Genomic DNA, 21,779 nt, shown 5'->3' on the forward strand with positions numbered 1-21,779 from the left:
CGATTCTTTCCATACCCTTCAGTGCAGACGAAGAGATTCGCTGCTTATCTGAGAACTACGAAGAGAAGCGAGGAGTTCGAGGACAGGAGTGCTCGAAGAAGGGAGCGTACCCAAACGTACGTGACCGACTGAGAGACACGAACTGGACGAAGAAATCCGAAGCTTATCTGAAGTAGAGTCCGGTGACAATGGCAAAGAGGGCACACCCGTTCCCATGCCGAACACGGCCGTTAAGCTCTTTTGCGCCGATGGTAGTTGGAGGCTTCCTCCTGTGAGAGTAGGACGTTGCCGGGCTAAGCAAAGACACCTGAATAGGTGTCTTTTTTTGTTTGTGCAGGAAGCAAAAGAGTGCTGCTTCGAAGAAGCAGAGTTAAATGCTTATTAGGAGTATATGGAGATAAGCTCATATAAAAAACTACGTGAATAGGCTTCACTGGAAAAGCCTCATGCCCTCCTGCGAGACGTAGGGATCATTTTCGTAAGACTACATGAAAAACATCATCGAAGAAGCTCCGTGCCCAACATCCCCGTAGGAAAAGATCCCGGAGCCAGGACGTTGCCGGGCAAATACTAAAGACACCTGAATAGGTGTCTTTTTTTGTTATATGCAGGAAGCAAAAGAGGACTGCTTCGAAGAAGCAGAGTTAAATGCTTATTAGGAGTATATGGAGATAAGCTCATTTAAAAGGAGCAATGCAAAAATTCCCTTAGGACAAGGGCCAAAAGATGCACCATTAAAAACGGAAGAAAATATCCTATAAATAGACGGAACCACGTCTAGAACCCCAATCCTTGGCGATAATAAAAAAGAGTTACTGGTTGAAGTTTTTTATAAAACTAGCTATAATTAAACCAACAAAAGTCAAATATAGTCAAAGTCAATGGCGGAAAGGGGTTGGTGGAATGCGCAATATTAGTGATTTGATTGAACAATACTTAAAGACAACATTAATGCGAAGCGGAAATGAACTATTGGAAATTAAACGTAGTGAGTTGGCTAAGCAGTTTCAATGTGTCCCGTCTCAAATCAATTACGTCATCAGCACCCGCTTTACTTTGGAAAAAGGCTATATTGTCGAAAGCAAAAGAGGCGGCGGAGGCTACATTCGTATAACGAAAGTTGAATCCCATGAAGACATTGCTTTATTTGAGCACATGTGTCAGCTTATCGGAAATAAAATAGACCAGCAAACGGCGCAAAACATTGTATTTCGTTTGTATGAAGAGGAAGCCATTACAAGACGGGAAGCTAATTTGATGATGAGCGCATTAGATCGTGCCCATTATAAATCGACAGTTGCCCATAGGGATGAAATTAGAGCAAATGTGCTGAAGGCAATGATTGAGACGCTTAAATACAAAGAAAACGAAACGTAGAAGGAGGGGTGAAAAATGGTCTGCCAAGAATGTAAAGAACGGCAAGCAACTCTTCATTTTACTAAAATTATAAATGGCCAAAAGCATGAAATGCACTTATGTGATCAGTGTGCACGTGAAAAAGGCGAATCAATTCCAGGGACCGATAGCTTTTCCATACACCATCTATTCTCGGGCTTGTTTAACATGGGAGCCGAACAAACGAGGGAAACAGCCGAACAAAAGCAAAGGTGCCCGAATTGCGGGATGAGTTACGAAAAATTTCTTCATATTGGTCGTTTTGGCTGCGCCCATTGCTACAAAGCGTTTGGCCCTCAATTAAGTTCGGTGTTTAAAAGAGTGCATGCTGGCAATGACACTCACAAAGGAAAAATTCCAAAAAGGATTGGCAAGTCCCTTAAAATTGAAAAACGGCTATTAGAGCTTAAGGCGCTATTGGATAGTCATATTCAAAAAGAAGAATTTGAAAAAGCCGCCGAATTGCGTGATGAAATTAAAAAATTGAAAGAGCAAATGGAAGGAGGCGAATAGGAGCTGTGAGCTTGGATCGTTTTCTGAAAAATGCCATTAGCCCTTGGATGAAAAAAGATGGTTCGGATGCGGATATTGTGCTTAGTAGCCGAATAAGGTTAGCAAGAAATATGAGTGCTTTTACATTTCCGATGCTCTCTTCTAAAGAAGAAGCATACGCCGTTGCAAAACATGTAAAAGATGCCTTAGGGGGAACGCAAGGAGAGGCCTTGGGTAAAGCTGAAATGTTGGCTATGGAAGATATGCGGACAAACGATAAACGGATGCTTGTCGAAAAGCATTTGATTAGTCCTCATTTGGCTGAGCAATCAAAGTATGGCATGGTGCTTTTAAGCGGAGATGAATCACTTAGCATTATGATTAATGAAGAGGACCATATTCGCATCCAAAGTTTGAGCGCTGGATTTGAGCTTGAAAATTGTTTACAGGCCGCTAATGCGGTAGACGATTGGGTTGAATCGCATTTAACTTATGCCTATGACAGCCAGTATGGTTATTTGACTAGCTGCCCAACGAATGTGGGAACGGGCATGCGTGCTTCCGTAATGATTCATTTACCTGCATTAGCGATGACCCGGCAGCTGCAACGAATTTTGCCGGCAATTAACCAATTGGGCTTAGTTGTAAGAGGAATTTACGGGGAAGGCAGCGAAGCTTTAGGTAACCTATTTCAAATTTCTAATCAAATAACGCTTGGAAAAACGGAACAGGATATTGTTGATGATTTACAAGGCGTAGTGAAGCAATTGATACGGCAAGAGCGTGTTGCGCGAGATTCGCTTTTACAGCACTCAAAGTTAGAACTTAAAGACCGTGTTTTTAGGTCTTACGGAATTTTAGCGAACAGCTATATTATTGATTCCAAAGAAGCGACAAGAAGGTTGTCTGATGTGCGCTTAGGAATCGATCTAGGTTTTATTGAAAACACGGCAGGGAAAATTCTAGATGAACTAATGATTTTGACACAACCAGGCTTCCTGCAACAATACGCGAAAACCGTTCTCACTCCCGAGCAACGCGATGAGAGACGGGCAGCTTTAATTCGCGAACGCTTAAAACTAGAACATGAAACAGCTGATTGAATAATTCGGAGGTGGATGGAATGATTTTTGGACGGTTTACTGAACGAGCCCAGAAAGTATTAGCGCTATCGCAAGAAGAGGCAATTCGTTTAAGCCACCATAATATTGGCACTGAACATATATTGCTCGGACTAATCCGTGAGGGTGAAGGAATTGCAGCGAAAGCTTTGCAACAGCTTGGACTTGGTTCCGAAAAATTGCAAAAAGAAGTAGAAACCCTAGTAGGAAAAGGGCAAGAAGGGCAAAAAAGCATTCATAGCACGCCTCATTATACGCCAAGAGCAAAGAAAGTAATTGAGCTGTCTATGGATGAAGCAAGAAAGCTTGGCCATTCATACGTTGGAACCGAACATATATTGCTTGGCCTCATCCGCGAAGGAGAAGGCGTAGCAGCACGAGTCCTTAATAATTTAGGGGTCAGCTTAAATAAAGCGAGACAACAAGTATTGCAGTTGCTTGGAAGCAATGAAGGAGGAAGCTCGTCACAATCAAACGGTGCGGCAACTAATGCCAATACGCCGACATTGGATAGCCTTGCCCGTGATTTAACAGCGATTGCTAGGGAGGAAACGCTTGATCCGGTTATTGGACGTAGCCGTGAAATAGAGCGAGTTATTCAAGTGCTTAGCCGCCGTACCAAAAACAACCCAGTATTAATTGGAGAGCCCGGTGTCGGAAAAACGGCAATTGCCGAAGGGCTGGCCCAAAGCATTGTTGCCAATGAAGTCCCAGAAACATTGCGCAATAAGCGAGTGATGACACTCGACATGGGCACTGTTGTCGCTGGAACAAAATACCGCGGCGAATTCGAAGATCGGCTGAAAAAAGTGATGGACGAAATTCGCCAAGCAGGCAACGTGATTCTGTTTATTGACGAATTGCATACATTAATTGGCGCAGGAGGCGCTGAAGGAGCCATTGATGCTTCTAATATTTTGAAACCGTCTTTGGCTAGAGGGGAACTTCAATGTATTGGCGCGACGACACTAGATGAGTACCGCAAGTATATTGAAAAAGACGCGGCATTGGAACGCCGGTTCCAACCCATTCAAGTTGACGAGCCAACGATTGATGAATCGATCCAAATCCTTTATGGTTTGCGTGATCGCTATGAAGCCCATCACCGAGTGACCATTACGGACGAGGCGGTGGAAGAAGCAGTAAAGTTGTCCGACCGTTATATTTCGGACCGGTTTTTGCCAGATAAAGCGATTGACTTAATTGATGAAGCAGCTTCAAAAGTCCGCCTCCGTTCTTACACGGCTCCGCCAAATTTAAAAGAGCTAGAGGCGAAGCTTGAAGAAACAAGAAAAGAAAAAGACGCTTCTGTCCAAAGCCAAGAATTTGAAAAGGCCGCTTCCTTACGTGATACCGAACAACGGTTGCGTGAAGAGCTGGAAGAAATGAAAAATGAGTGGAAGAAAAAGCAAGGTCAAGAAAACACAGAAGTATTGGTTGAGGATATCGCCCAAGTTGTTTCTAGCTGGACAGGAATTCCGGTTTCCAAACTAGCGGAAGAGGAAACGGAACGTTTGTTGAAAATGGAAGAGATTCTCCATGAGCGTGTCGTTGGCCAAGAAGAAGCTGTTAAATCCATTTCGAAAGCGATTCGCCGTGCTCGCGCTGGATTAAAAGATCCAAAGCGGCCAATAGGATCATTTATTTTCCTTGGTCCAACGGGTGTTGGTAAAACCGAGCTTGCCCGGGCTGTAGCAGAAACGTTATTTGGTGATGAAGATGCTGTCATACGGATTGACATGTCTGAGTATATGGAAAAACACGCAACAAGCCGGCTAGTTGGTTCGCCTCCAGGTTATGTTGGCCATGAAGAGGGTGGGCAATTAACGGAAAAAATCCGTAGAAAGCCTTACTCTGTTATATTGCTTGATGAAATCGAAAAAGCGCACCCCGATGTATTCAATTTGCTTTTGCAAGTATTGGAAGATGGGCGTTTAACGGATTCAAAAGGACGGACTGTTGATTTCCGTAATACAGCTGTCATCATGACATCCAATGTGGGAGCCTCCCAGCTCAAACGCAATAAGTATCTCGGCTTTACAATTGAATCGGAAGGGCAGGAGTACAAAGACATGAAAGACCGTGTCATGTCTGAACTGAAAAACAGCTTCCGCCCTGAATTTTTAAACCGTATAGACGAAATCATTGTGTTCCACTCTCTTGAGAAAAAGCATGTGCGCAAAATTATTACAAAGATGGCCGACCAACTGAAAGGGCGACTTTCAGAGCAAGGCATAGATTTTGAGCTGACAGAAGAAGCAAAAGATAAAATCACTGATATCGGTTTTGATCCAGAATACGGGGCCCGCCCATTACGCCGGGCTTTGCAAAAAGAAGTAGAAGACCGTTTGTCAGAGGAACTGTTAAAAGGCACAATTGTCAAAGGCCAAAAAGCGGTTATCTATGTGAAAGATGGCAAGCTAATGGTAGAAGGAAAAGAAAAATCAAGCATTTCCTGATGTGAAGAACCGGAGGCACACCCTCCGGTTCTTTTAAAAAAGAACGTTGGCGCCCTCGCCTAGTTGTTTTTCGCCTCAACTTATGCAGACAGTCTGCACCTCTTGTTCATTTACTCCTATGTTATTTCACTTTGTTTTTTTTGCACTCAGTGACACGATTTCATGGAGCTTTTCTTACGTTTCTATTTGCTTTTTGGTACACTACATGTAGTGAATCCAAACGGGGGAATGGGATACATGGCGAAACAAAAAACGAAGTTCGTCTGCCAAGAGTGTGGCTATGAATCGGCAAAATGGATGGGCAAATGCCCTGGTTGCCAAAGCTGGAACACAATGGTGGAAGAAATAAACATCCTTGAAAAACAAAAAAACCGTAGCTATGTAACTTCCAGTGGTACACGGCAAAAACCGCAACCGATTACGGCGGTGCAAGGAGAAAAGGAACCGCGTGTAAGCACGACAATGGCAGAACTGGACCGTGTCCTTGGCGGGGGAATCGTTCCAGGATCACTTGTTTTAGTTGGTGGCGATCCGGGTATCGGAAAATCAACATTGCTCTTACAATTGTCAGCGAAGCTGGCAAACGTAAACGAACGAGTACTCTATATTTCTGGAGAAGAATCAGTTAAACAAACGAAGTTAAGGGCTGACCGTCTTGAACTAGCATCAGATCAGCTATACGTATTAGCAGAAACAGACATTGCTTTAATTGAAGGGGCTATAGATGAAGTCCAGCCGTCTTTGGTAATTATTGATTCGATCCAAACCGTTTACCAGGACGAGATTACGTCTGCTCCGGGAAGCGTTGCCCAAGTGCGAGAATGCACGGCTGCGTTTATGCGTGTCGCAAAAACAAAAGGAGTGGCAATATTTATTGTCGGCCATGTTACAAAGCAAGGTTCTATTGCCGGTCCAAAGCTGCTCGAGCATATGGTCGACTCTGTTCTCTATTTTGAAGGAGAGCGGCATCACAGTTACCGCATTTTGCGTGCAGTGAAAAACCGATTTGGCTCCACCAATGAAATGGGCATTTTTGAAATGAAACAGCTTGGCTTAGAGGAAGTGAAAAACCCGTCAGAGATCTTTTTGGAGGAACGTTCGCAAGGAGCGGCTGGCTCAGTCGTTGTCGCTTCCATGGAGGGCACAAGGCCTGTTCTCGTAGAATTACAAGCGCTAATTTCGCCTATGGGATTTGGCAATCCTCGTAGAATGGCAACGGGGCTTGACCATAACCGTGTCTCCCTTTTAATGGCTGTCTTGGAAAAGCGGGCAGGCATGCTCTTGCAAAACCAAGATGCTTATTTAAAAGTAGCTGGAGGCGTAAAGTTAGATGAACCGGCGATCGATTTGGCGATTGCTCTTAGCATTGCTTCAAGTTTCCGAGACCAGCCAACAGAACCGATGGACGTAGCGATTGGCGAAGTAGGGTTGACGGGGGAAATCCGCCGTGTCTCTAGAATCGACCAACGCGTCAATGAAGCCGCGAAACTAGGCTTTAAACGTGTCATCATACCTGAAAAAAACAAAGGCGGCTGGACTGCGCCAGCGGGCATTGAAGTGATTGGCGTGCAGACACTTGAACAAGCGATTGAAGTTGTTTTAGGGAGGTAAGATGGATGGAAGAACGGAATCGAACTACATTTATCCAAAACTTATTAAAGTTAGTAGCGCCAGGCACGCCGCTTAGAGCTGGGATTGACAATGTACTCCGCGCGAAAACAGGAGGGCTGATCGTCCTTGGCTACAACAGCGAAATGATGAACATTGTGGACGGCGGTTTCTTTATTAATAGTGATTTTTCACCGGCTTATTTGTATGAGCTAGCTAAAATGGACGGTGCCATTATTTTGAGTGAAGACGGAAAACGTATTTTGTATGCCAATACGCAATTGGTGCCGAACAATAATATAAGTTCGAGCGAAACAGGGATTCGTCACCGTTCTGCTGAACGGGTTGCTAAACAAACAGGCAATTTGACGATTTCCATTTCCCAGCGGCGAAACGTCATCACTCTCTACCAAGGGGAATATCGTTACGCTCTAAAAGACATTGGCGTCATTTTGACGAAAGCCAATCAAGCGATCCAAACGCTTGAAAAATATAAAGCGGTATTAGACCAAGGCATTACAAATTTAGGAGCGCTTGAATTTGAACAGCTTGTTACTTACAGTGATGTGATTCAAGTCATTCACCGGGTGCAAATGGTGTTGCGGATTAAACAAGAGATCCAAAATTTTATTCTTGAGCTAGGGGACGAAGGCCGCTTAATTACGATGCAGCTAAAAGAGCTTGTTTCTAATACAGAACAGGAAGCTCTGTATTTGCTAAAGGATTACGCCAAAGAGCGGACGCAAGACGTAAAGAAAACATTAAAGGAACTCACGACGTTGTTAAACGAAGACTTGCTCGACGAGCAGGCGATTATAAAAGCGCTTGGCTATTCAAGAACAAGCAATTTTCTAGAACAACCAGCCTCACCGCGTGGTTACCGAATTTTGCACCGCATCCCACGGCTGCCATCACAAATCATTGAAAATGTCATTGACGAATACGGTCATCTCTCAAGCGTAATGGTTGCGACGGAAGACCAGCTTGATGAAGTCGACGGCATCGGCGAGGCGAGAGCCAAAATGATTAAGGATGGATTAAACCGCATTCAAGAGCAACTTTTCGTCGATCGCCACATTTGACAAGGAGTGTTTCACTCCTTAAGGGTACGTTTCTTAATATTCAGTAAAAATATTTTTTACGTGATCTCGTGTTTTTTTATGGGAAATCCAGACTACTAGGTTTGAGAGTTGTAAACTTGTCTATAATAGCTAAAAGGAGGTGTAAGAGTGAATGCTTAATTGGATTGTTCGGATTTTCTTTTTATTAGCGGGAGGAACATTAGGATTCTTGTTTGTCCCTGAATTTATTGCAGTAATAGCGCTAGAAGTGCCGGCGTGGTTGGCTAGTCCTTATACAGGGGCAGTACTCGGTGCTTTGCTCTTATATGGTCTGTCCTTGTTTATTGTCGATCTTATTGTTAATTTCTTTCGGGTTGTCGAGGAAACAATTGTCAAAGCGCCGCTTGCTGATGTGTTGTCTGGATCAATGGGCTTGACGGTCGGACTTGTGGCCGGTTATTTTCTCGGGACGCCGTTAAGTGGATTGGATTTGCCGGTTATTAGCAATATTTTGCCTATGTTTATTACGATTCTTCTCGGTTATCTAGGCTTCCAAATCGGCTTCAAAAAACGAGATGAGCTGTTTCAATTAGTTGTCTCTATGCGAGTGCCAAGAGATAAAGAGCGTGACAAAAAGAAAGAAGAGACTGACTCTAATCTCGGCGGCAAACAAATGAAAATTCTTGATACGAGCGTCATTATTGATGGGCGGATTGCTGATATTTGCCAAACCGGCTTTCTAGAAGGCACGCTTGTCATCCCTGAATTCGTGTTAGATGAATTACAGCATATTGCTGATTCTTCTGATGCATTGAAACGAAATCGTGGCCGTAGAGGCCTTGACATACTAAATAAAATACAAAAAGAATTGCCTGTCAATGTTGAAATATACGAGGGCGATTTTGAAGACATTCAAGAAGTGGACAGCAAGCTAGTCAAATTGGCAAAAATCACTTCTGGAATTGTTGTAACCAACGACTTTAATTTAAACAAAGTGTGTGAATTGCAAGGTCTAAAAGTGCTAAACATCAACGATTTGGCAAATGCGGTCAAGCCAGTTGTTTTGCCAGGTGAGGTTCTTAATGTGAATGTCATTAAGGATGGGAAGGAAAACCATCAAGGAATTGCTTACTTAGATGACGGCACGATGATCGTCGTTGAAGGGGGCCGTGATTATATGAATAAGCAAATTGATGTCACGGTGACAAGTGTCCTGCAAACAAGTGCAGGGCGGATGATTTTTGCCAAACCTAAATCGCTTGAAAAAGCACTATAGGAAAGTAGAGCGCTGCACGATCATGCACTGCTTGATATGCGCTTGCAGTGAAGGATCAATTCAGTTCTATAATCTGAAGCCTATGCCCCTTGGGGTGTAGGCTGTTTGCCTGTTTTACGCTACTTGTTTCTAAAGGGGCGTTTTTTTAGGCATACTGGCGTACCCATGGTAAACTAGGCATATAACGAAAAAAAGGGAGAACATAGATGGAGTACGCTGCAATTGTCCTAGCGGCCGGACAAGGAAAACGAATGAAAGCAGGTATGAATAAACAGTTAATCGATTTAAACGGCATTCCTCTGATCGTCCATTCACTCAGGCTGTTTGAAGAAGATGAGGCTTGTAAAGCGATCTGGCTTGTAGTGAGTGAACCGGAAAGGCAGACAATGGAGAAGCTTGTTGCAGAGTATCAGATAGGCAAAGTAAAAGGGCTTGTAAATGGAGGAGCTGAACGGCAAGACAGCGTTTATGCAGGGTTAAAAGGAATGGAGGAGGCAGAAATCGTCCTTATTCACGATGGTGCCCGGCCGTTTGTCGCTAAACCTATTTTGACAAAGCTGGCCGATGAAGCGGCTCAAAGCGGGGCTGCGATTGCTGCTGTACCGGTCAAAGATACAGTCAAGCTTGCCGACAAAAACAGCGTTGCGCGTACAGTTGAACGGAAAAACCTCTGGGCTGCGCAAACACCACAAGCTTTCCAGTATGAGCTCGTCTTGGCCGCCCACGAAGACGCTAAAAAACACGGGTTTCTCGGGACCGACGATGCAAGTCTTGTAGAAAGATTGGACAAACGCGTCACCATTGTCGAGAGCGATTACTTAAATATTAAATTAACGACTGAGGAAGACCTGTTATTTGCTGAAACGATATTAAAGAAAAGGGAGAACCAATTATGATTCGGATTGGACAAGGATTTGATGTACACCAGCTCGCTGAAGGCAGGCCGCTATTATTAGGAGGGGTTCATATTCCCCATCCGAAAGGGCTTCTCGGCCATTCAGACGCTGATGTCCTTTTGCATACAATTACCGATGCAGCTCTTGGCGCGATTGGAGCAGGCGATTTGGGGAAACATTTCCCAGATACGGATGAAGCGTTCAAGGATGCTGACTCTAAACACCTATTGAGCCAAGCTTGGCAGCTTGTAAAAAACGCCGGTTATACGTTAGGGAATGTTGATTGTACGGTGATGGCCCAAAAGCCAAAGCTAGCGCCTTATATTGAAGCGATGCGGAAACAAATTGCTGAATTGCTGGAAACAGACGTGGCCAACGTTAGCGTTAAAGCAACGACGACGGAAACGCTAGGGTTTGTAGGTCGTGAGGAGGGGATAGCTGCGCAGGCAGTTATCTTGCTGCAGAAAGCAGAGTAGCCTTTGTTTTTACCGCGGAACGTGCTATGATGATTCAGAATAAGGTAGCCAAAGGAGTGCGTCGTGATGACGAAAGATATACGGGTCCGGTTTGCCCCTAGTCCTACGGGGCATCTGCATATAGGCGGAGCGCGGTCGGCGCTGTTTAATTACTTGTTTGCTAAATCAGCAGGCGGCGCGTTTGTGCTGCGGATTGAAGATACAGACCAAGCACGGAATGTGGATACAGCAACTGAAAAATTAATGGACAGTTTAAGATGGCTTGGCCTAGAGTGGGATGAAAGCATTGGCACAGAGGCCGGCAAATATGGCCCATACCGCTCAATGGAACGCGTTGATATTTATAAGAACTATATTCAACAGCTGTTGGATGAGAAAAAAGCATACTACTGTTACATGACGGAAGAAGAGTTAGAAGCAGAGCGCGAGGCGCAAAAAGCGCGGGGCGAAATGCCAAAATACAGCGGCCGTGACCGCGACTTAACAGCGGAACAACGGGCAGCTTACGAGGCGAAGGGCATTCAGCCTGTTGTTCGTTTCCGAGTGCCTGAGGGGCAAACTGTTTCATTTCATGATGCCGTTCGTGGCGAGGTGTCTTTTGAGACAGACGGAATTGGCGATTTCGTGATTGCACGTAAAGATGGTGTACCGATGTACAATTTTGCCGTTGTCGTCGATGACCATTTGATGAACATTTCCCATGTGATCCGTGGGGAAGAGCATCTTTCCAATACGCCTCGGCAAATTTTACTCTACGAGGCATTTGGATGGGATGTACCAAAATTTGCCCACGCTTCCTTGATTTTAAATCCAGACAGGCAGAAGATGAGTAAGCGTGATGAATCGATTATCCAATTTGTCGAGCAGTATAAATCATTGGGCTATATGCCTGAAGCAATTGTCAATTTCCTAGCATTGCTTGGTTGGTCGCCAGTCGGCGAGGAAGAAATCTTTTCGCTTGAAGAACTATGCGAACAATTTACACTCGATCGCGTTTCAAAAGCGCCGGCTATTTTTGACACAGATAAGCTCGCCTGGATGAACAATCAATACATGAAAAACGCTGATTTGGATACTGTTGTCGACTTGGCGTTGCCCCACTTAGTTGCCAGCGGTAAACTGCCAGAACAGTTGGATGAAGGCAAGCGGGAATGGGCGCGCCGTTTAATTGGCTTATACCAGGAGCAAATGCATTACGGGGCTGAAATCGTCGAACTGACGGAAATGTTCTTCAAAGAAGAAGTTGATTATACAGAAGAAGCGAAAACCGTGCTGGCAGAAGAACAAGTTCCTGAAGTGCTAAGCCAATTTGCAAAAGAGCTAGAATCGCTAGAAGGATTTTTTGCCGCTGACATCAAAAAAGCGATTAAAGCAACGCAAAAAGCGACTGGGCAAAAAGGGAAAAAATTGTTTATGCCAATTCGCGCAGCGGTGAGCGGTCAAACACATGGCCCAGAGCTTGGCGATACGATCGAGCTTTTAGGAAAAAGCGTTGTGAAAGCACGCTTGCAAGCTGCTATTTAATATTTAATAAGAATAGATACAAAACGTTGAATGGGAATGCCAGCGAAGAACTTTCACAGAGAGGGCGGCCGTCGGCTGAAAGCCGCCTGTAAGGGACGCGCATGGTTTGCCCCCATGAGTCTTTTCTTGAACAGGAACACGTAGGGAAAAGCGGGTCGCTCCGTTACAAGCGATTAGAGATTCAGCAAAAAGCTGAAAAAAGCAGAGTGGAACCGTGCAGTAAGCGCCTCTGTACCTTCGTTGGGAGGTGCAGGGGCGTTTTTTATTGCGATGAAGGAGGGGGATCAGATGGGGCTTGCTCGTACATTGTTGAATGATATTGATGTCGTCTTTGAACAAGATCCTGCTGCACGTAGTCGGCTAGAAGTCATTTTTACGTACTCGGGTGTGCATGCTGTTTGGGGGCATCGGATTGCTCACGGTCTATGGAAACGGAAATGGTATTTCTTAGCGCGCCTGCTTTCGCAAATTGTCCGCTTTATGACAGGGATTGAAATCCATCCAGGGGCAAAGATCGGGCAAAGGCTATTTATTGACCACGGCATGGGCGTCGTCATTGGCGAGACTTGCGAAATTGGCGACAATGTCACGATTTTCCAAGGCGTAACTTTAGGGGGCACTGGCAAAGAAAAGGGGAAGCGCCATCCAACTGTAAAAGACGGCGTGCTCATTGCCAGTGGAGCTAAAGTGCTTGGCTCATTTACAATCGGCGAAGGCGCCCGGATAGGGGCAGGCTCTGTCGTGTTAAACGAAGTGCCACCCCATTCGACGGTTGTAGGTATCCCTGGGAAAATTGTTGTGCAAAATGGAATAAAAGTGAGCTCGGCCCGTTCCCTTGACCACCATGCCTTGCCTGACCCTGTTGCTGACAAGATTGCTGAATTAGAACGGGAAATTGCCCGTTTAAAAGCAGAGTACAGCAAGCTTGCCGATAAACAAAGCACATTGGACTAGAGTGGCTTCATAAAGTATGGATACCAAGCAAGTAGAAAGGACGACAAACGATGATTAAGCTGTTTAATAGTTTGACAAATAAAAAAGAACCATTCGTGCCGATTGAGGAAGGCAAAGTTAAGATGTATTGCTGCGGACCGACCGTGTACAATTACATTCACATCGGCAATGCCCGGCCGCCCATTGTGTACGACATGGTGCGCCGGTATTTGACTTACCGAGGCTACGAGGTAACCTTTGTCTCAAATTTTACGGATGTGGACGATAAAATTATACGCGCTGCCAATGAACTTGGCGAAGAAGTAGCAGATGTCGCCGAACGGTTTATTAAAGCGTATTACGCCGATACATGTGCTTTGAATGTAAAGGAAGCCGATCTTCACCCTCGTGTGACAGAAACGATGGATGACATCATTGCCTTTATTGCTGAGCTGGAGAAAAAAGGATTTGCATATGAAGCAGGGGGCGATGTCTATTTCCGCACACGCAAATTTAACGGCTATGGCAAATTATCTGGCCAAGCGCTCGACGATTTGCAAAGCGGCGCTAGAATAGAAGTAGATGAGCGTAAGGAAGACCCACTCGATTTTGTATTATGGAAAGCAGCAAAACCAAATGAAATTTCGTGGAGCAGCCCGTGGGGCGAGGGCCGTCCTGGTTGGCACATTGAGTGCTCGGCCATGATTAAGAAGAGTTTAGGGGATACAATTGACATCCACGCAGGTGGCAAGGATTTGACGTTTCCCCATCATGAAAACGAAATTGCTCAGTCAGAAGCGTTAACAGGCAAAAAATTGGCCAATTATTGGATGCACAACGGATTTGTTAACATAAACAACGAAAAAATGTCGAAATCACTCGGAAACTTTGTGCTTGCACATGACATCATCCAACAATATTCGCCAGAAGTCGTTCGGTTTTTCATGCTCACTGCCCATTATCGCACTCCAATTAACTTTAGTGATGAGCTTCTTAAAGGAGCTGAAGCCGGACTAGAGCGCTTGAAAAATACAGTCGCCAATTTGCAGCACCGCTTGGCGGAAACAGCTGATATGGGGGCAGAAGAGGAGTGGCTCGAAAAGATTGCTGGCGCAAAACAACGTTTTATCGAAGAAATGGATGACGATTTCAATAGCGCCAATGCAATCAGTGTGTTGTTTGACCTTGCTAAAGAAGCCAATATCTATATGAGCGAAGCACAAACGTCCAAAAAAGTGCTAAATGCTTTTTTGGAGTTGTTTGCCGAGTTGGGCGAAGTGCTTGGTGTAAGCTTTACACAACAAGAGGAAGAGCTTCTTGATGCTGAAATTGAGGCGTTGATTGAAGAGCGCAATGTTGCCCGGAAAGAACGGAACTTTGCCCGTGCTGATGAAATTCGTGACCTCTTAAAAGAGAAAAACATCGTGCTAGAAGATACGCCACAAGGCGTGCGTTGGAAGCGGGGGTCATGATGAGTACGAACAGGGAATGGCGCCAGCTGAATGGGCTTGCGCTTGCTTATATGGGAGACGCTGTGTATGAACAGCGTGTCCGCTATGAGCTATTGAAACAAGGAGCCGTGCGGCCAAACCGCTTGCACAAAGCAGCGACTACGTATGTCTCTGCAAAAGCGCAGGCCGCCGTTCTTTTCCAAATGGGCGAACAAGGCATTTTAACAGAAGAGGAACAAGCCATTGTCCGCCGGGGCCGGAATGCCAAATCCCATACCACGCCAAAAAATACCGACGTGGCCACTTACCGGAATGCAACTGGTTTTGAAGCGCTCCTTGGGTATTTGTATTTGACGAATAAACATGAGCGATTGGAAGAGCTGCTCAAGCTGGCATTGACAATGGCTGCACAGAAAGAAGGGAACCCGTCATGAGCAAACGTACCAACCCGCAACCAAAAAAACAGATGAAGGGCGACAACCGCCAAGAAGAATTCATTGTCGGCAAAAACCCAGTGATCGAAGCAATTAAATCAGGGCACCCCATCCATAAAATTTGGATTGGCGACCAATCGCAAAAAGGGCAAATGACGAAACTGACACAATTGGCAAAAGAACAAAATGTGCTAGTGCAAACGGCCCCTAAGCGTAAGCTTGACCAACTTGTCGGCCATAGCAACCACCAAGGCGTCGTCGCCTCCGTGGCCGCGTACGAATATGCAGACATGGATTCATTATTTGCCAAAGCAGCCGCTGCTCATGAAGCTCCATTTTTCCTCGTGCTTGACGAAATAGAGGATCCTCATAATTTAGGCTCCATTATGCGGACCGCCGACGCTGTAGGAGCACACGGCATCATCATCCCAAAACGCCGTTCGGTCGGGCTGACGCAAACAGTCGCAAAAGCATCGACAGGAGCGATTGAATACATTCCTGTGGTTCGTGTCACCAATTTGGCCCGGACAATGGACGAGCTTAAAAAGCAAGGACTATGGTTTGCCGGCACGGACGCGGCTGCAGAGGGTGACTATCGCGAAGCCGATTACAACTTGCCACTTTGCCTCGTCATTGGCAGTGAAGGCAAAGGGATTAGCCGCCTGATTAAAGAAAAATGTGATTTTCTCGTTAGCATTCCGATGAAAGGGCGCGTCACTTCATTGAATGCGTCCGTTGCGGCAAGCTTGTTGATGTACGAAGTGTTCCACAAGCGGGCTGGGCAGTGAGCGGGCAATGGAGAATATTCTGCTCGTTGACGGCTACAACATGATTGGGGCATGGCCATCTTTGCAGAAATTGAAGGAAAAGGATTTTGGCGCGGCTAGGGATCAACTGGTTGACTTATTGGCGGAATATGCAGCATTTACAGGTTACCGCGTTATTGCCGTTTTTGACGCCCATATGGTTGCTGGGATCGGCAAATCGTATAATCACCATCGGGTCGAGATTGTCTATACGAAAAAAAACGAGACAGCCGATGAGCGGATCGAAAAGCTTGTTCAGACATTGAAGCGGATCGACCGGGTGATCCACGTAGCCACTTCTGATTTGGCAGAGCAGTCTCACGCCTTTGGGAGTGGGGCTTTGCGGAAGTCGGCTAGGGAGATGGCAATCGAAATGGGAATGGCAACAAAAGAAATCGACAAAATCGTACAAAAAACGAAGAAAGCGCAAGAGTCGTCGAAAATTACGTTATCAGAGGAAGTTGCCGAAGTTTTTGAGAGATGGCGTCGAGGCGGCAAATGAATAGTTGACCTGCTAGAAAAAAGTGCTATATAATGTGTATAACTTTTCACAACATTATGTCTATGCTATCGCGGAGGAGTGATTAGTTTGGGTGCAAGTCTAGCAGAAGGAACATTGACGTACAAAGAAAGTCCGTTTGAAGAGTGGGAAGATGATTCTTTGATTAAAGAAGTCCGAACTGGCAATACGTTAGCTTTAGAGCATTTGATTGGAAAGTACCGCAATTTTGTTCGGGCTAAAGCACGGTCGTATTTTCTTATTGGCGCTGATCATGAAGACATTGTGCAAGAAGGTATGATTGGTTTATATAAGGCTGTAAGAGACTTTAATGTGGACAAGCTTTCTTCGTTTAAGGCTTTCGCAGAATTGTGCATCACAAGGCAAATTATTACCGCGATAAAAACAGCTACAAGGCAAAAGCACATACCCCTCAATTCATATGTGTCGTTGGACAAGCCTCTTTATGATGAGGAGTCGGACAGGACATTAATGGATGTCATTTGCGGCAACAAGGTAACGGATCCAGAAGCGCTTTTAATTAATCAAGAAGATTTTGCTTACATCGAAGGGAAGATGAGCGAGATCTTAAGTGAGCTGGAGAGGCAAGTGCTGATGCTTTATTTGGATGGAAGAACGTACCAGGAAATATCGATTGATTTAAAACGACACGTCAAATCGATAGACAATGCCCTCCAGCGTGTAAAACGTAAACTGGAAAGGTATGTGGAACTGAAAAGCGTAATGTTGTGATGAAAAGGGCGGGGCGATTAGCTTCCGTCCTTTGTATATTACGCTTCAGCCCAGCATTGACACCCGTTTAGTGCTGTGCTAGAGTCAAAGAGTGTGTGCAACGTACGGAGGTGTGCCCGTGAGTGGCAAACGTGTCTTGGCTTGCGACATCTGCAAGTCCCGTAATTACTCGGTAACAAGCGCTAAAAAAAGCGATACTCGGCTTACGGTAAAAAAATTTTGCAAACGGTGCAATGGACATACACTGCATGTAGAAACGCGTTGATAATACAGGAAAATCGCAAAGCTGTGACGTTTATCTTTTCGATATTGTGTAATGCTGGAGGTGTACGGATCACATGGCAGATGAAAACAAAGGACCAGTTACTTTTCTTCGTAATGTAGGCAGGGAAATGAAACGCGTAACATGGCCAACTAAAAAAGAGTTAACCCGTTATACGTTAGTTGTCCTCACAACGCTTATTTTTATGGTTGCTTTTTTCTATCTAGTCGATCTAGGTATTTCGACGTTGCTGCGGATGCTGTAGCGTATAAAGTTGAAGCTCTGGGAATGTTAAAGGAGGGAAGGACGCTGTCCTGAACAATGGAAAAAAACTGGTTTGTGGTACACACATACTCTGGCTATGAAAACAAAGTGAAAGCGAACCTTGAAAAGCGGGTTGAGTCAATGGAAATGACTGACCATATTTTTCGTGTGCTTGTACCTGTCGAAGAAGAGACAGAAATAAAAAACGGAAAAACGAAGCAAGTGTCACGCAAAGTGTTCCCAGGCTATGTGCTAGTGGAAATGGTCATGACTGACGATTCATGGTATGTTGTCCGCAATACACCAGGGGTAACAGGGTTCGTTGGTTCGGCTGGAGCAGGCTCCAAGCCGACGCCGCTTATGCCCGATGAGGTTGAGCGGATCTTGAAGCAAATGGGCGTTGTTGAAGCCCAAGAAGAAGTAGACTTTGAACTGAAAGAATCGGTTAAAGTGAAATCAGGTCCGTTTGCTGATTTTGTCGGCACAATCGAAGAGATACAGGTAGAAAAACGGAAACTGAAAGTCCATGTAAATATGTTCGGGCGCGAAACGCCAGTGGAGCTTGAGTTTGGTCAAGTTGAAAAGATTTCTTAAAAAACCTTGCTTCTTGGCGGTATAGGTGATAGAATTTCAATGTTTAGTATAGATTTCTCTATGCTTGTCGGATGCATATGCATCCGTCTTTTTGAGTGGGAGGGTACAAGTTGTGTATCCGGTAACCACATCACGGACTTAAGGAGGTGTGTCACGTGGCTAAAAAGGTAATTAAAATGGTTAAGCTACAAATCCCTGCGGGTAAAGCCAATCCGGCACCACCAGTTGGACCGGCTCTCGGTCAAGCAGGTGTGAACATTATGGGATTTTGTAAAGAATTTAACGCTCGTACATCTGACCAAGCAGGTTTGATTATTCCAGTGGAAATCACTGTATTTGAAGACCGTTCGTTTACATTCATCACGAAAACGCCACCTGCTGCTGTGCTATTGAAAAAAGCGGCAGGGATTGACTCAGGTTCTGGCGAGCCGAATCGTACAAAAGTTGCAACGGTTAAACGCGATAAAGTACGTGAGATTGCTGAAACAAAAATGCCAGATCTGAATGCGGCTTCTGTAGAAGCGGCTATGCGCATGGTTGAGGGTACAGCCCGCAGCATGGGCATTGTGATTGAAGACTAATTGGTTGCTGTGAGAGGTTGCGCCCGAGCTGGAGTCGCAGCCTTTCAAATAGTGGGAGGAATTTCCGTTAACACCACATACGAGGAGGAAATAAAATGGCTAAAAAAGGCAAGAAATATGCAGACGCTTTAAAGCTTGTAGACCGTGATACGGCTTACCAAGCGGAAGAAGCGCTTGAACTAGTAAAGAAAACATCAGTCGCTAAGTTTGACGAAACAGTAGAAGTTGCTGTTCGCCTTGGCGTTGACCCTAAAAAAGCGGACCAACAAATCCGCGGCGCGGTTGTGCTTCCTCATGGAACAGGCAAAACCCAACGTGTACTAGTATTTGCGAAAGGCGAAAAAGCAAAAGAAGCAGAAGCGGCTGGAGCAGATTACGTTGGCGAAGACGACCTCATCAACAAAATTAACCAAGGTTGGTTTGATTTTGACGTGATCGTTGCCACTCCTGATATGATGGCGCAAGTCGGTAGACTTGGACGGGTGCTTGGACCGAAAGGCCTAATGCCAAACCCGAAAACAGGCACGGTTACATTTGATGTAACAAAAGCCGTTGAAGAAATCAAAGCGGGTAAAGTGGAGTACCGTGTTGATAAATCAGGCAACATCCATGTGCCAATCGGCAAAGTATCATTCGATACGCCTAAATTGCTGGAAAACTTCCAAACAATCGTAGAAACACTTCACAAAGTGAAACCGGCAGCTGCAAAAGGAACATATGTGAAAAACATTGCAGTAGCTTCAACGATGGGTCCTGGGATCCGTGTGACTACGACTGCTTTTGCAAAATAAAAGTTGCGCTAGCAATATAACTTGTGTTATGTTGGTAGTTGGAAATAGAATAGTCATACCGTAGACAGCAGGTGCTTCATAGCTTAAATATCCTGCCGAGGTGAGCGAATAGATCTCTTTTTACTAGAGCTTAAAGCCCTCGTGTGTCTTCGTGCCACGAGGGCTTTTCTATGGAAACTCAAGCGGTGTGCGAACAGTTTTACAGGAGGTGTAACGATGAGCAAAGTTTTAGAGCAAAAACAACAAGTTGTAGCTGAAGTAGCGGCAAAATTGCGCGACAGCAAATCAACGGTAATTGTTGATTACCGCGGACTGAATGTAGCGCAAGTTACTGAGCTTCGTAAACAGTTGCGTGAAGCTGGCGTTGAGTACAAAGTATATAAAAATACGCTTGTGCGCCGTGCGACAGCAGAAGCTGGTCTTACTGGCTTGGATGAGCATCTCGTAGGCCCAACTGCGATTGCGTTTGGTGTCGATGATGTGATTGCTCCTGCAAAAGTGCTAAACGAATTTGCGAAAAACAACGAAGCATTAACAATTAAAACAGGCGTCATCGAAGGGAACATTTCGACTGCGGATGAAGTGAAAGCCTTGGCTGAGCTTCCTTCACGCGAAGGACTTCTTTCTATGCTTGCCAACGTCCTTCAAGCGCCAGTTCGCCAATTTGCACTTGCTGCAAAAGCGGTGGCCGAGCAAAAAGAAGAGCAAGGCGCGTAAATTGTTGCTTGCTTAAATGCATTTCATAATGAAAATTGACTAGGAGGATTTACAATGAGCAAAGACCAAATCATTGAAGCGATTAAAGAAATGACTGTTCTTGAACTTAATGACCTTGTAAAAGCAATCGAAGAGGAGTTTGGTGTAACAGCAGCAGCGCCTGTAGCAGTTGCTGGCGGCGCAGCAGAAGGTGGCGCAGCTGAACAAACTGAATTCGATGTTGTTCTTGAGTCTGCTGGTTCTTCTAAAATTGGCGTTATCAAAGTGGTTCGCGAAATCACTGGCCTTGGCTTGAAAGAAGCAAAAGCCCTTGTTGACGGTGCTCCGGCTCCAATTAAAGAAGGCGTTGCGAAAGAAGAAGCCGAAGAAATCAAAGGCAAGCTTGAAGAAGCAGGCGCTAGCGTCGAGTTGAAGTAGGCGTTTAGCATCGCACAAGAAGGCCCGCGGATGTCCGCGGGCCTTCTTTTCCCATTCATGAAAGGAGTGAGTGCCTTGAGTGAGCATTATTATACAAACAAACCGTCTTCGTCCCATGATGAGAAAACATGGACGTTCACGCTGCGAGGCGAACCGTTTTCCTTTACAACAGACCGCGGTGTGTTTTCGAAAGGCGAAGTCGATTTTGGGAGTCGGCTTCTCATCGAAACATTTGTTTTTCCTGGGCTCGATGGCGATATACTTGATGTAGGCTGCGGGTATGGGCCGATTGGGCTAGCGTTGGCAAAAGCGGACCCTTCAAGGCGGGTTGTGATGATAGACGTCAATGAACGCGCTTGCCAACTGGCCGAAAAGAACGCCAAAGCGAACGGTGTGAAAAATGCCGACATTCATTTCGATGAACGAGGCTTAGCTGGGTTTGAGCGGTCTGCCCGTTATGCTGCCGTTGTAACGAATCCGCCGATCCGCGCTGGAAAGGACGTCGTCCACGACATTTACGAACAAGCGTACGAACGGTTAATTCCTGAGGGAGAATGTTGGGTAGTGATTCAAAAAAAGCAAGGGGCACCATCAACCAAGCAAAAGTTAGCTGAGCTATTTGGGACAGAAAATGTCGAGGTCAAGGGGAAAAAGAAGGGTTATTATGTCTTTCTTGCAAAAAAGAATTGACTGCTGGTTTTGACTATGATATTATCATTTAATGCGTATAACTGCCTAATTTGCCGTTTCCAGATTCATGAGGAAAGACTCAGTGATTGAAACGGTTCATTTTTGGTTATGCTAGTACAATGGGTTTTGTTCTCGTAAAAAAGGTTCCTGATTTTCATACTATAAAGCTTTTTTGCGGTTTTGTATAGTCTCTTCGCAGATTCGATACAAAAACAAGCCTTTTTGTCTGAACGGGTACCTCTGTTTATAGGTTTTTTTATGCAGCTTATAAACAGTGTT

The 21,779-nt window shown here is 45.2% G+C and carries 24 protein-coding genes, 1 rRNA gene and 1 other annotated feature; all 25 genes read left to right on the forward strand.

Annotation, left to right across the window (positions count from 1 at the left end; all coding sequences use genetic code 11):
• The first annotated feature begins 178 nt into the window (after nt 1-178).
• The 25 genes from rrf to V5G21_RS10025 all read left to right on the forward strand — a co-directional run bounded on the left by rrf (nt 179) and on the right by V5G21_RS10025 (nt 21,500).
• Nucleotides 179-294, forward strand: a 5S ribosomal RNA gene (gene rrf, locus V5G21_RS09905).
• A gap of 609 nt (nt 295-903) precedes the next feature.
• Nucleotides 904-1,377: a CtsR family transcriptional regulator gene (locus V5G21_RS09910; RefSeq protein ID WP_035202211.1), complete on the forward strand. Its 474-nt coding sequence runs from the start codon at nt 904-906 to the stop codon at nt 1,375-1,377.
• 15 nt (nt 1,378-1,392) lie between these two features.
• A complete protein-coding gene (locus V5G21_RS09915) occupies nt 1,393-1,908 on the forward strand; it encodes a UvrB/UvrC motif-containing protein (protein ID WP_011244983.1) in 516 nt (171 codons plus the stop codon).
• 5 nt (nt 1,909-1,913) lie between these two features.
• Nucleotides 1,914-2,990 (forward strand): protein arginine kinase, encoded by a 1,077-nt coding sequence (locus V5G21_RS09920; RefSeq protein ID WP_011244984.1) that lies wholly within the window; start codon nt 1,914-1,916, stop codon nt 2,988-2,990.
• Nucleotides 2,991-3,010: 20 nt separating this feature from the next.
• The gene (clpC, locus tag V5G21_RS09925; RefSeq protein ID WP_011244985.1) at nt 3,011-5,467 is read left to right on the forward strand and encodes an ATP-dependent protease ATP-binding subunit ClpC; all 2,457 of its coding nucleotides are present in this window, start codon (nt 3,011-3,013) and stop codon (nt 5,465-5,467) included.
• A 237-nt stretch (nt 5,468-5,704) separates the two neighbouring features.
• Nucleotides 5,705-7,078 carry a DNA repair protein RadA gene (gene radA, locus V5G21_RS09930; protein WP_035202213.1) on the forward strand — a complete coding sequence of 458 codons (1,374 nt, stop codon included), beginning with the start codon at nt 5,705-5,707 and terminating at the stop codon, nt 7,076-7,078.
• Nucleotides 7,079-7,083: 5 nt separating this feature from the next.
• Nucleotides 7,084-8,157, forward strand: a complete 1,074-nt coding sequence (gene disA / locus V5G21_RS09935) for a DNA integrity scanning diadenylate cyclase DisA (protein ID WP_338465493.1) — start codon at nt 7,084-7,086, stop codon at nt 8,155-8,157.
• A gap of 151 nt (nt 8,158-8,308) precedes the next feature.
• The gene (locus V5G21_RS09940; RefSeq protein ID WP_011244988.1) at nt 8,309-9,412 is read left to right on the forward strand and encodes a PIN/TRAM domain-containing protein; all 1,104 of its coding nucleotides are present in this window, start codon (nt 8,309-8,311) and stop codon (nt 9,410-9,412) included.
• Between the two features lie 206 nt (nt 9,413-9,618).
• Nucleotides 9,619-10,308: a 2-C-methyl-D-erythritol 4-phosphate cytidylyltransferase gene (gene ispD, locus V5G21_RS09945; protein ID WP_063609271.1), complete on the forward strand. Its 690-nt coding sequence runs from the start codon at nt 9,619-9,621 to the stop codon at nt 10,306-10,308.
• Complete coding sequence (gene ispF, locus V5G21_RS09950) at nt 10,305-10,784, forward strand: 2-C-methyl-D-erythritol 2,4-cyclodiphosphate synthase (RefSeq protein WP_035202218.1); 480 nt, start codon at nt 10,305-10,307, stop codon at nt 10,782-10,784. The genes ispD and ispF overlap by 4 nt, the downstream gene beginning before the upstream one ends.
• 66 nt (nt 10,785-10,850) lie before the next feature.
• Nucleotides 10,851-12,308, forward strand: a complete 1,458-nt coding sequence (gene gltX, locus V5G21_RS09955) for a glutamate--tRNA ligase (protein ID WP_338465494.1) — start codon at nt 10,851-10,853, stop codon at nt 12,306-12,308.
• Nucleotides 12,309-12,596: 288 nt separating this feature from the next.
• A complete protein-coding gene (gene cysE / locus V5G21_RS09960) occupies nt 12,597-13,262 on the forward strand; it encodes a serine O-acetyltransferase (protein WP_011244992.1) in 666 nt (221 codons plus the stop codon).
• A 50-nt stretch (nt 13,263-13,312) separates the two neighbouring features.
• Nucleotides 13,313-14,713, forward strand: coding sequence for a cysteine--tRNA ligase (cysS, locus tag V5G21_RS09965; RefSeq protein ID WP_338465495.1), 1,401 nt, complete (start codon nt 13,313-13,315; stop codon nt 14,711-14,713).
• On the forward strand, nt 14,713-15,126 hold the full coding sequence (locus tag V5G21_RS09970; RefSeq protein WP_035202248.1) for a Mini-ribonuclease 3: 414 nt from the start codon (nt 14,713-14,715) through the stop codon (nt 15,124-15,126). The genes cysS and V5G21_RS09970 overlap by 1 nt, the downstream gene beginning before the upstream one ends.
• Nucleotides 15,123-15,914, forward strand: a complete 792-nt coding sequence (gene rlmB, locus V5G21_RS09975) for a 23S rRNA (guanosine(2251)-2'-O)-methyltransferase RlmB (protein WP_338465496.1) — start codon at nt 15,123-15,125, stop codon at nt 15,912-15,914. The genes V5G21_RS09970 and rlmB overlap by 4 nt, the downstream gene beginning before the upstream one ends.
• Nucleotides 15,915-15,921: 7 nt before the next feature.
• Nucleotides 15,922-16,434 carry an NYN domain-containing protein gene (locus tag V5G21_RS09980; protein ID WP_035202222.1) on the forward strand — a complete coding sequence of 171 codons (513 nt, stop codon included), beginning with the start codon at nt 15,922-15,924 and terminating at the stop codon, nt 16,432-16,434.
• Nucleotides 16,435-16,593: 159 nt separating this feature from the next.
• Nucleotides 16,594-17,184 (forward strand): RNA polymerase sporulation sigma factor SigH, encoded by a 591-nt coding sequence (sigH, locus tag V5G21_RS09985; protein WP_238583398.1) that lies wholly within the window; start codon nt 16,594-16,596, stop codon nt 17,182-17,184.
• A 118-nt stretch (nt 17,185-17,302) separates the two neighbouring features.
• Entirely contained in the window at nt 17,303-17,449 is a 147-nt protein-coding gene (gene rpmG / locus V5G21_RS09990) for a 50S ribosomal protein L33 (protein WP_011244998.1), read from the forward strand.
• A 73-nt stretch (nt 17,450-17,522) separates the two neighbouring features.
• Nucleotides 17,523-17,711: a preprotein translocase subunit SecE gene (secE, locus tag V5G21_RS09995; protein ID WP_011244999.1), complete on the forward strand. Its 189-nt coding sequence runs from the start codon at nt 17,523-17,525 to the stop codon at nt 17,709-17,711.
• 56 nt (nt 17,712-17,767) lie between these two features.
• Nucleotides 17,768-18,304 carry a transcription termination/antitermination protein NusG gene (nusG, locus tag V5G21_RS10000; protein ID WP_011245000.1) on the forward strand — a complete coding sequence of 179 codons (537 nt, stop codon included), beginning with the start codon at nt 17,768-17,770 and terminating at the stop codon, nt 18,302-18,304.
• A 155-nt stretch (nt 18,305-18,459) separates the two neighbouring features.
• Nucleotides 18,460-18,885: a 50S ribosomal protein L11 gene (gene rplK, locus V5G21_RS10005; protein ID WP_011245001.1), complete on the forward strand. Its 426-nt coding sequence runs from the start codon at nt 18,460-18,462 to the stop codon at nt 18,883-18,885.
• A 95-nt stretch (nt 18,886-18,980) separates the two neighbouring features.
• A complete protein-coding gene (gene rplA, locus V5G21_RS10010) occupies nt 18,981-19,676 on the forward strand; it encodes a 50S ribosomal protein L1 (protein ID WP_011245002.1) in 696 nt (231 codons plus the stop codon).
• A gap of 40 nt (nt 19,677-19,716) precedes the next feature.
• Nucleotides 19,717-19,855: a sequence feature (ribosomal protein L10 leader region), on the forward strand.
• 37 nt (nt 19,856-19,892) lie between these two features.
• A complete protein-coding gene (rplJ, locus tag V5G21_RS10015; protein ID WP_011245003.1) occupies nt 19,893-20,393 on the forward strand; it encodes a 50S ribosomal protein L10 in 501 nt (166 codons plus the stop codon).
• 54 nt (nt 20,394-20,447) lie between these two features.
• Entirely contained in the window at nt 20,448-20,810 is a 363-nt protein-coding gene (gene rplL / locus V5G21_RS10020) for a 50S ribosomal protein L7/L12 (RefSeq protein ID WP_011245004.1), read from the forward strand.
• 75 nt (nt 20,811-20,885) lie between these two features.
• Complete coding sequence (locus V5G21_RS10025; RefSeq protein WP_035202227.1) at nt 20,886-21,500, forward strand: class I SAM-dependent methyltransferase; 615 nt, start codon at nt 20,886-20,888, stop codon at nt 21,498-21,500.
• Nucleotides 21,501-21,779: the final 279 nt, after the last annotated feature.

Source organism: Shouchella rhizosphaerae (assembly GCF_036700015.1).
GTDB classification, from domain to species: domain Bacteria; phylum Bacillota; class Bacilli; order Bacillales; family Bacillaceae_D; genus Shouchella; species Shouchella rhizosphaerae.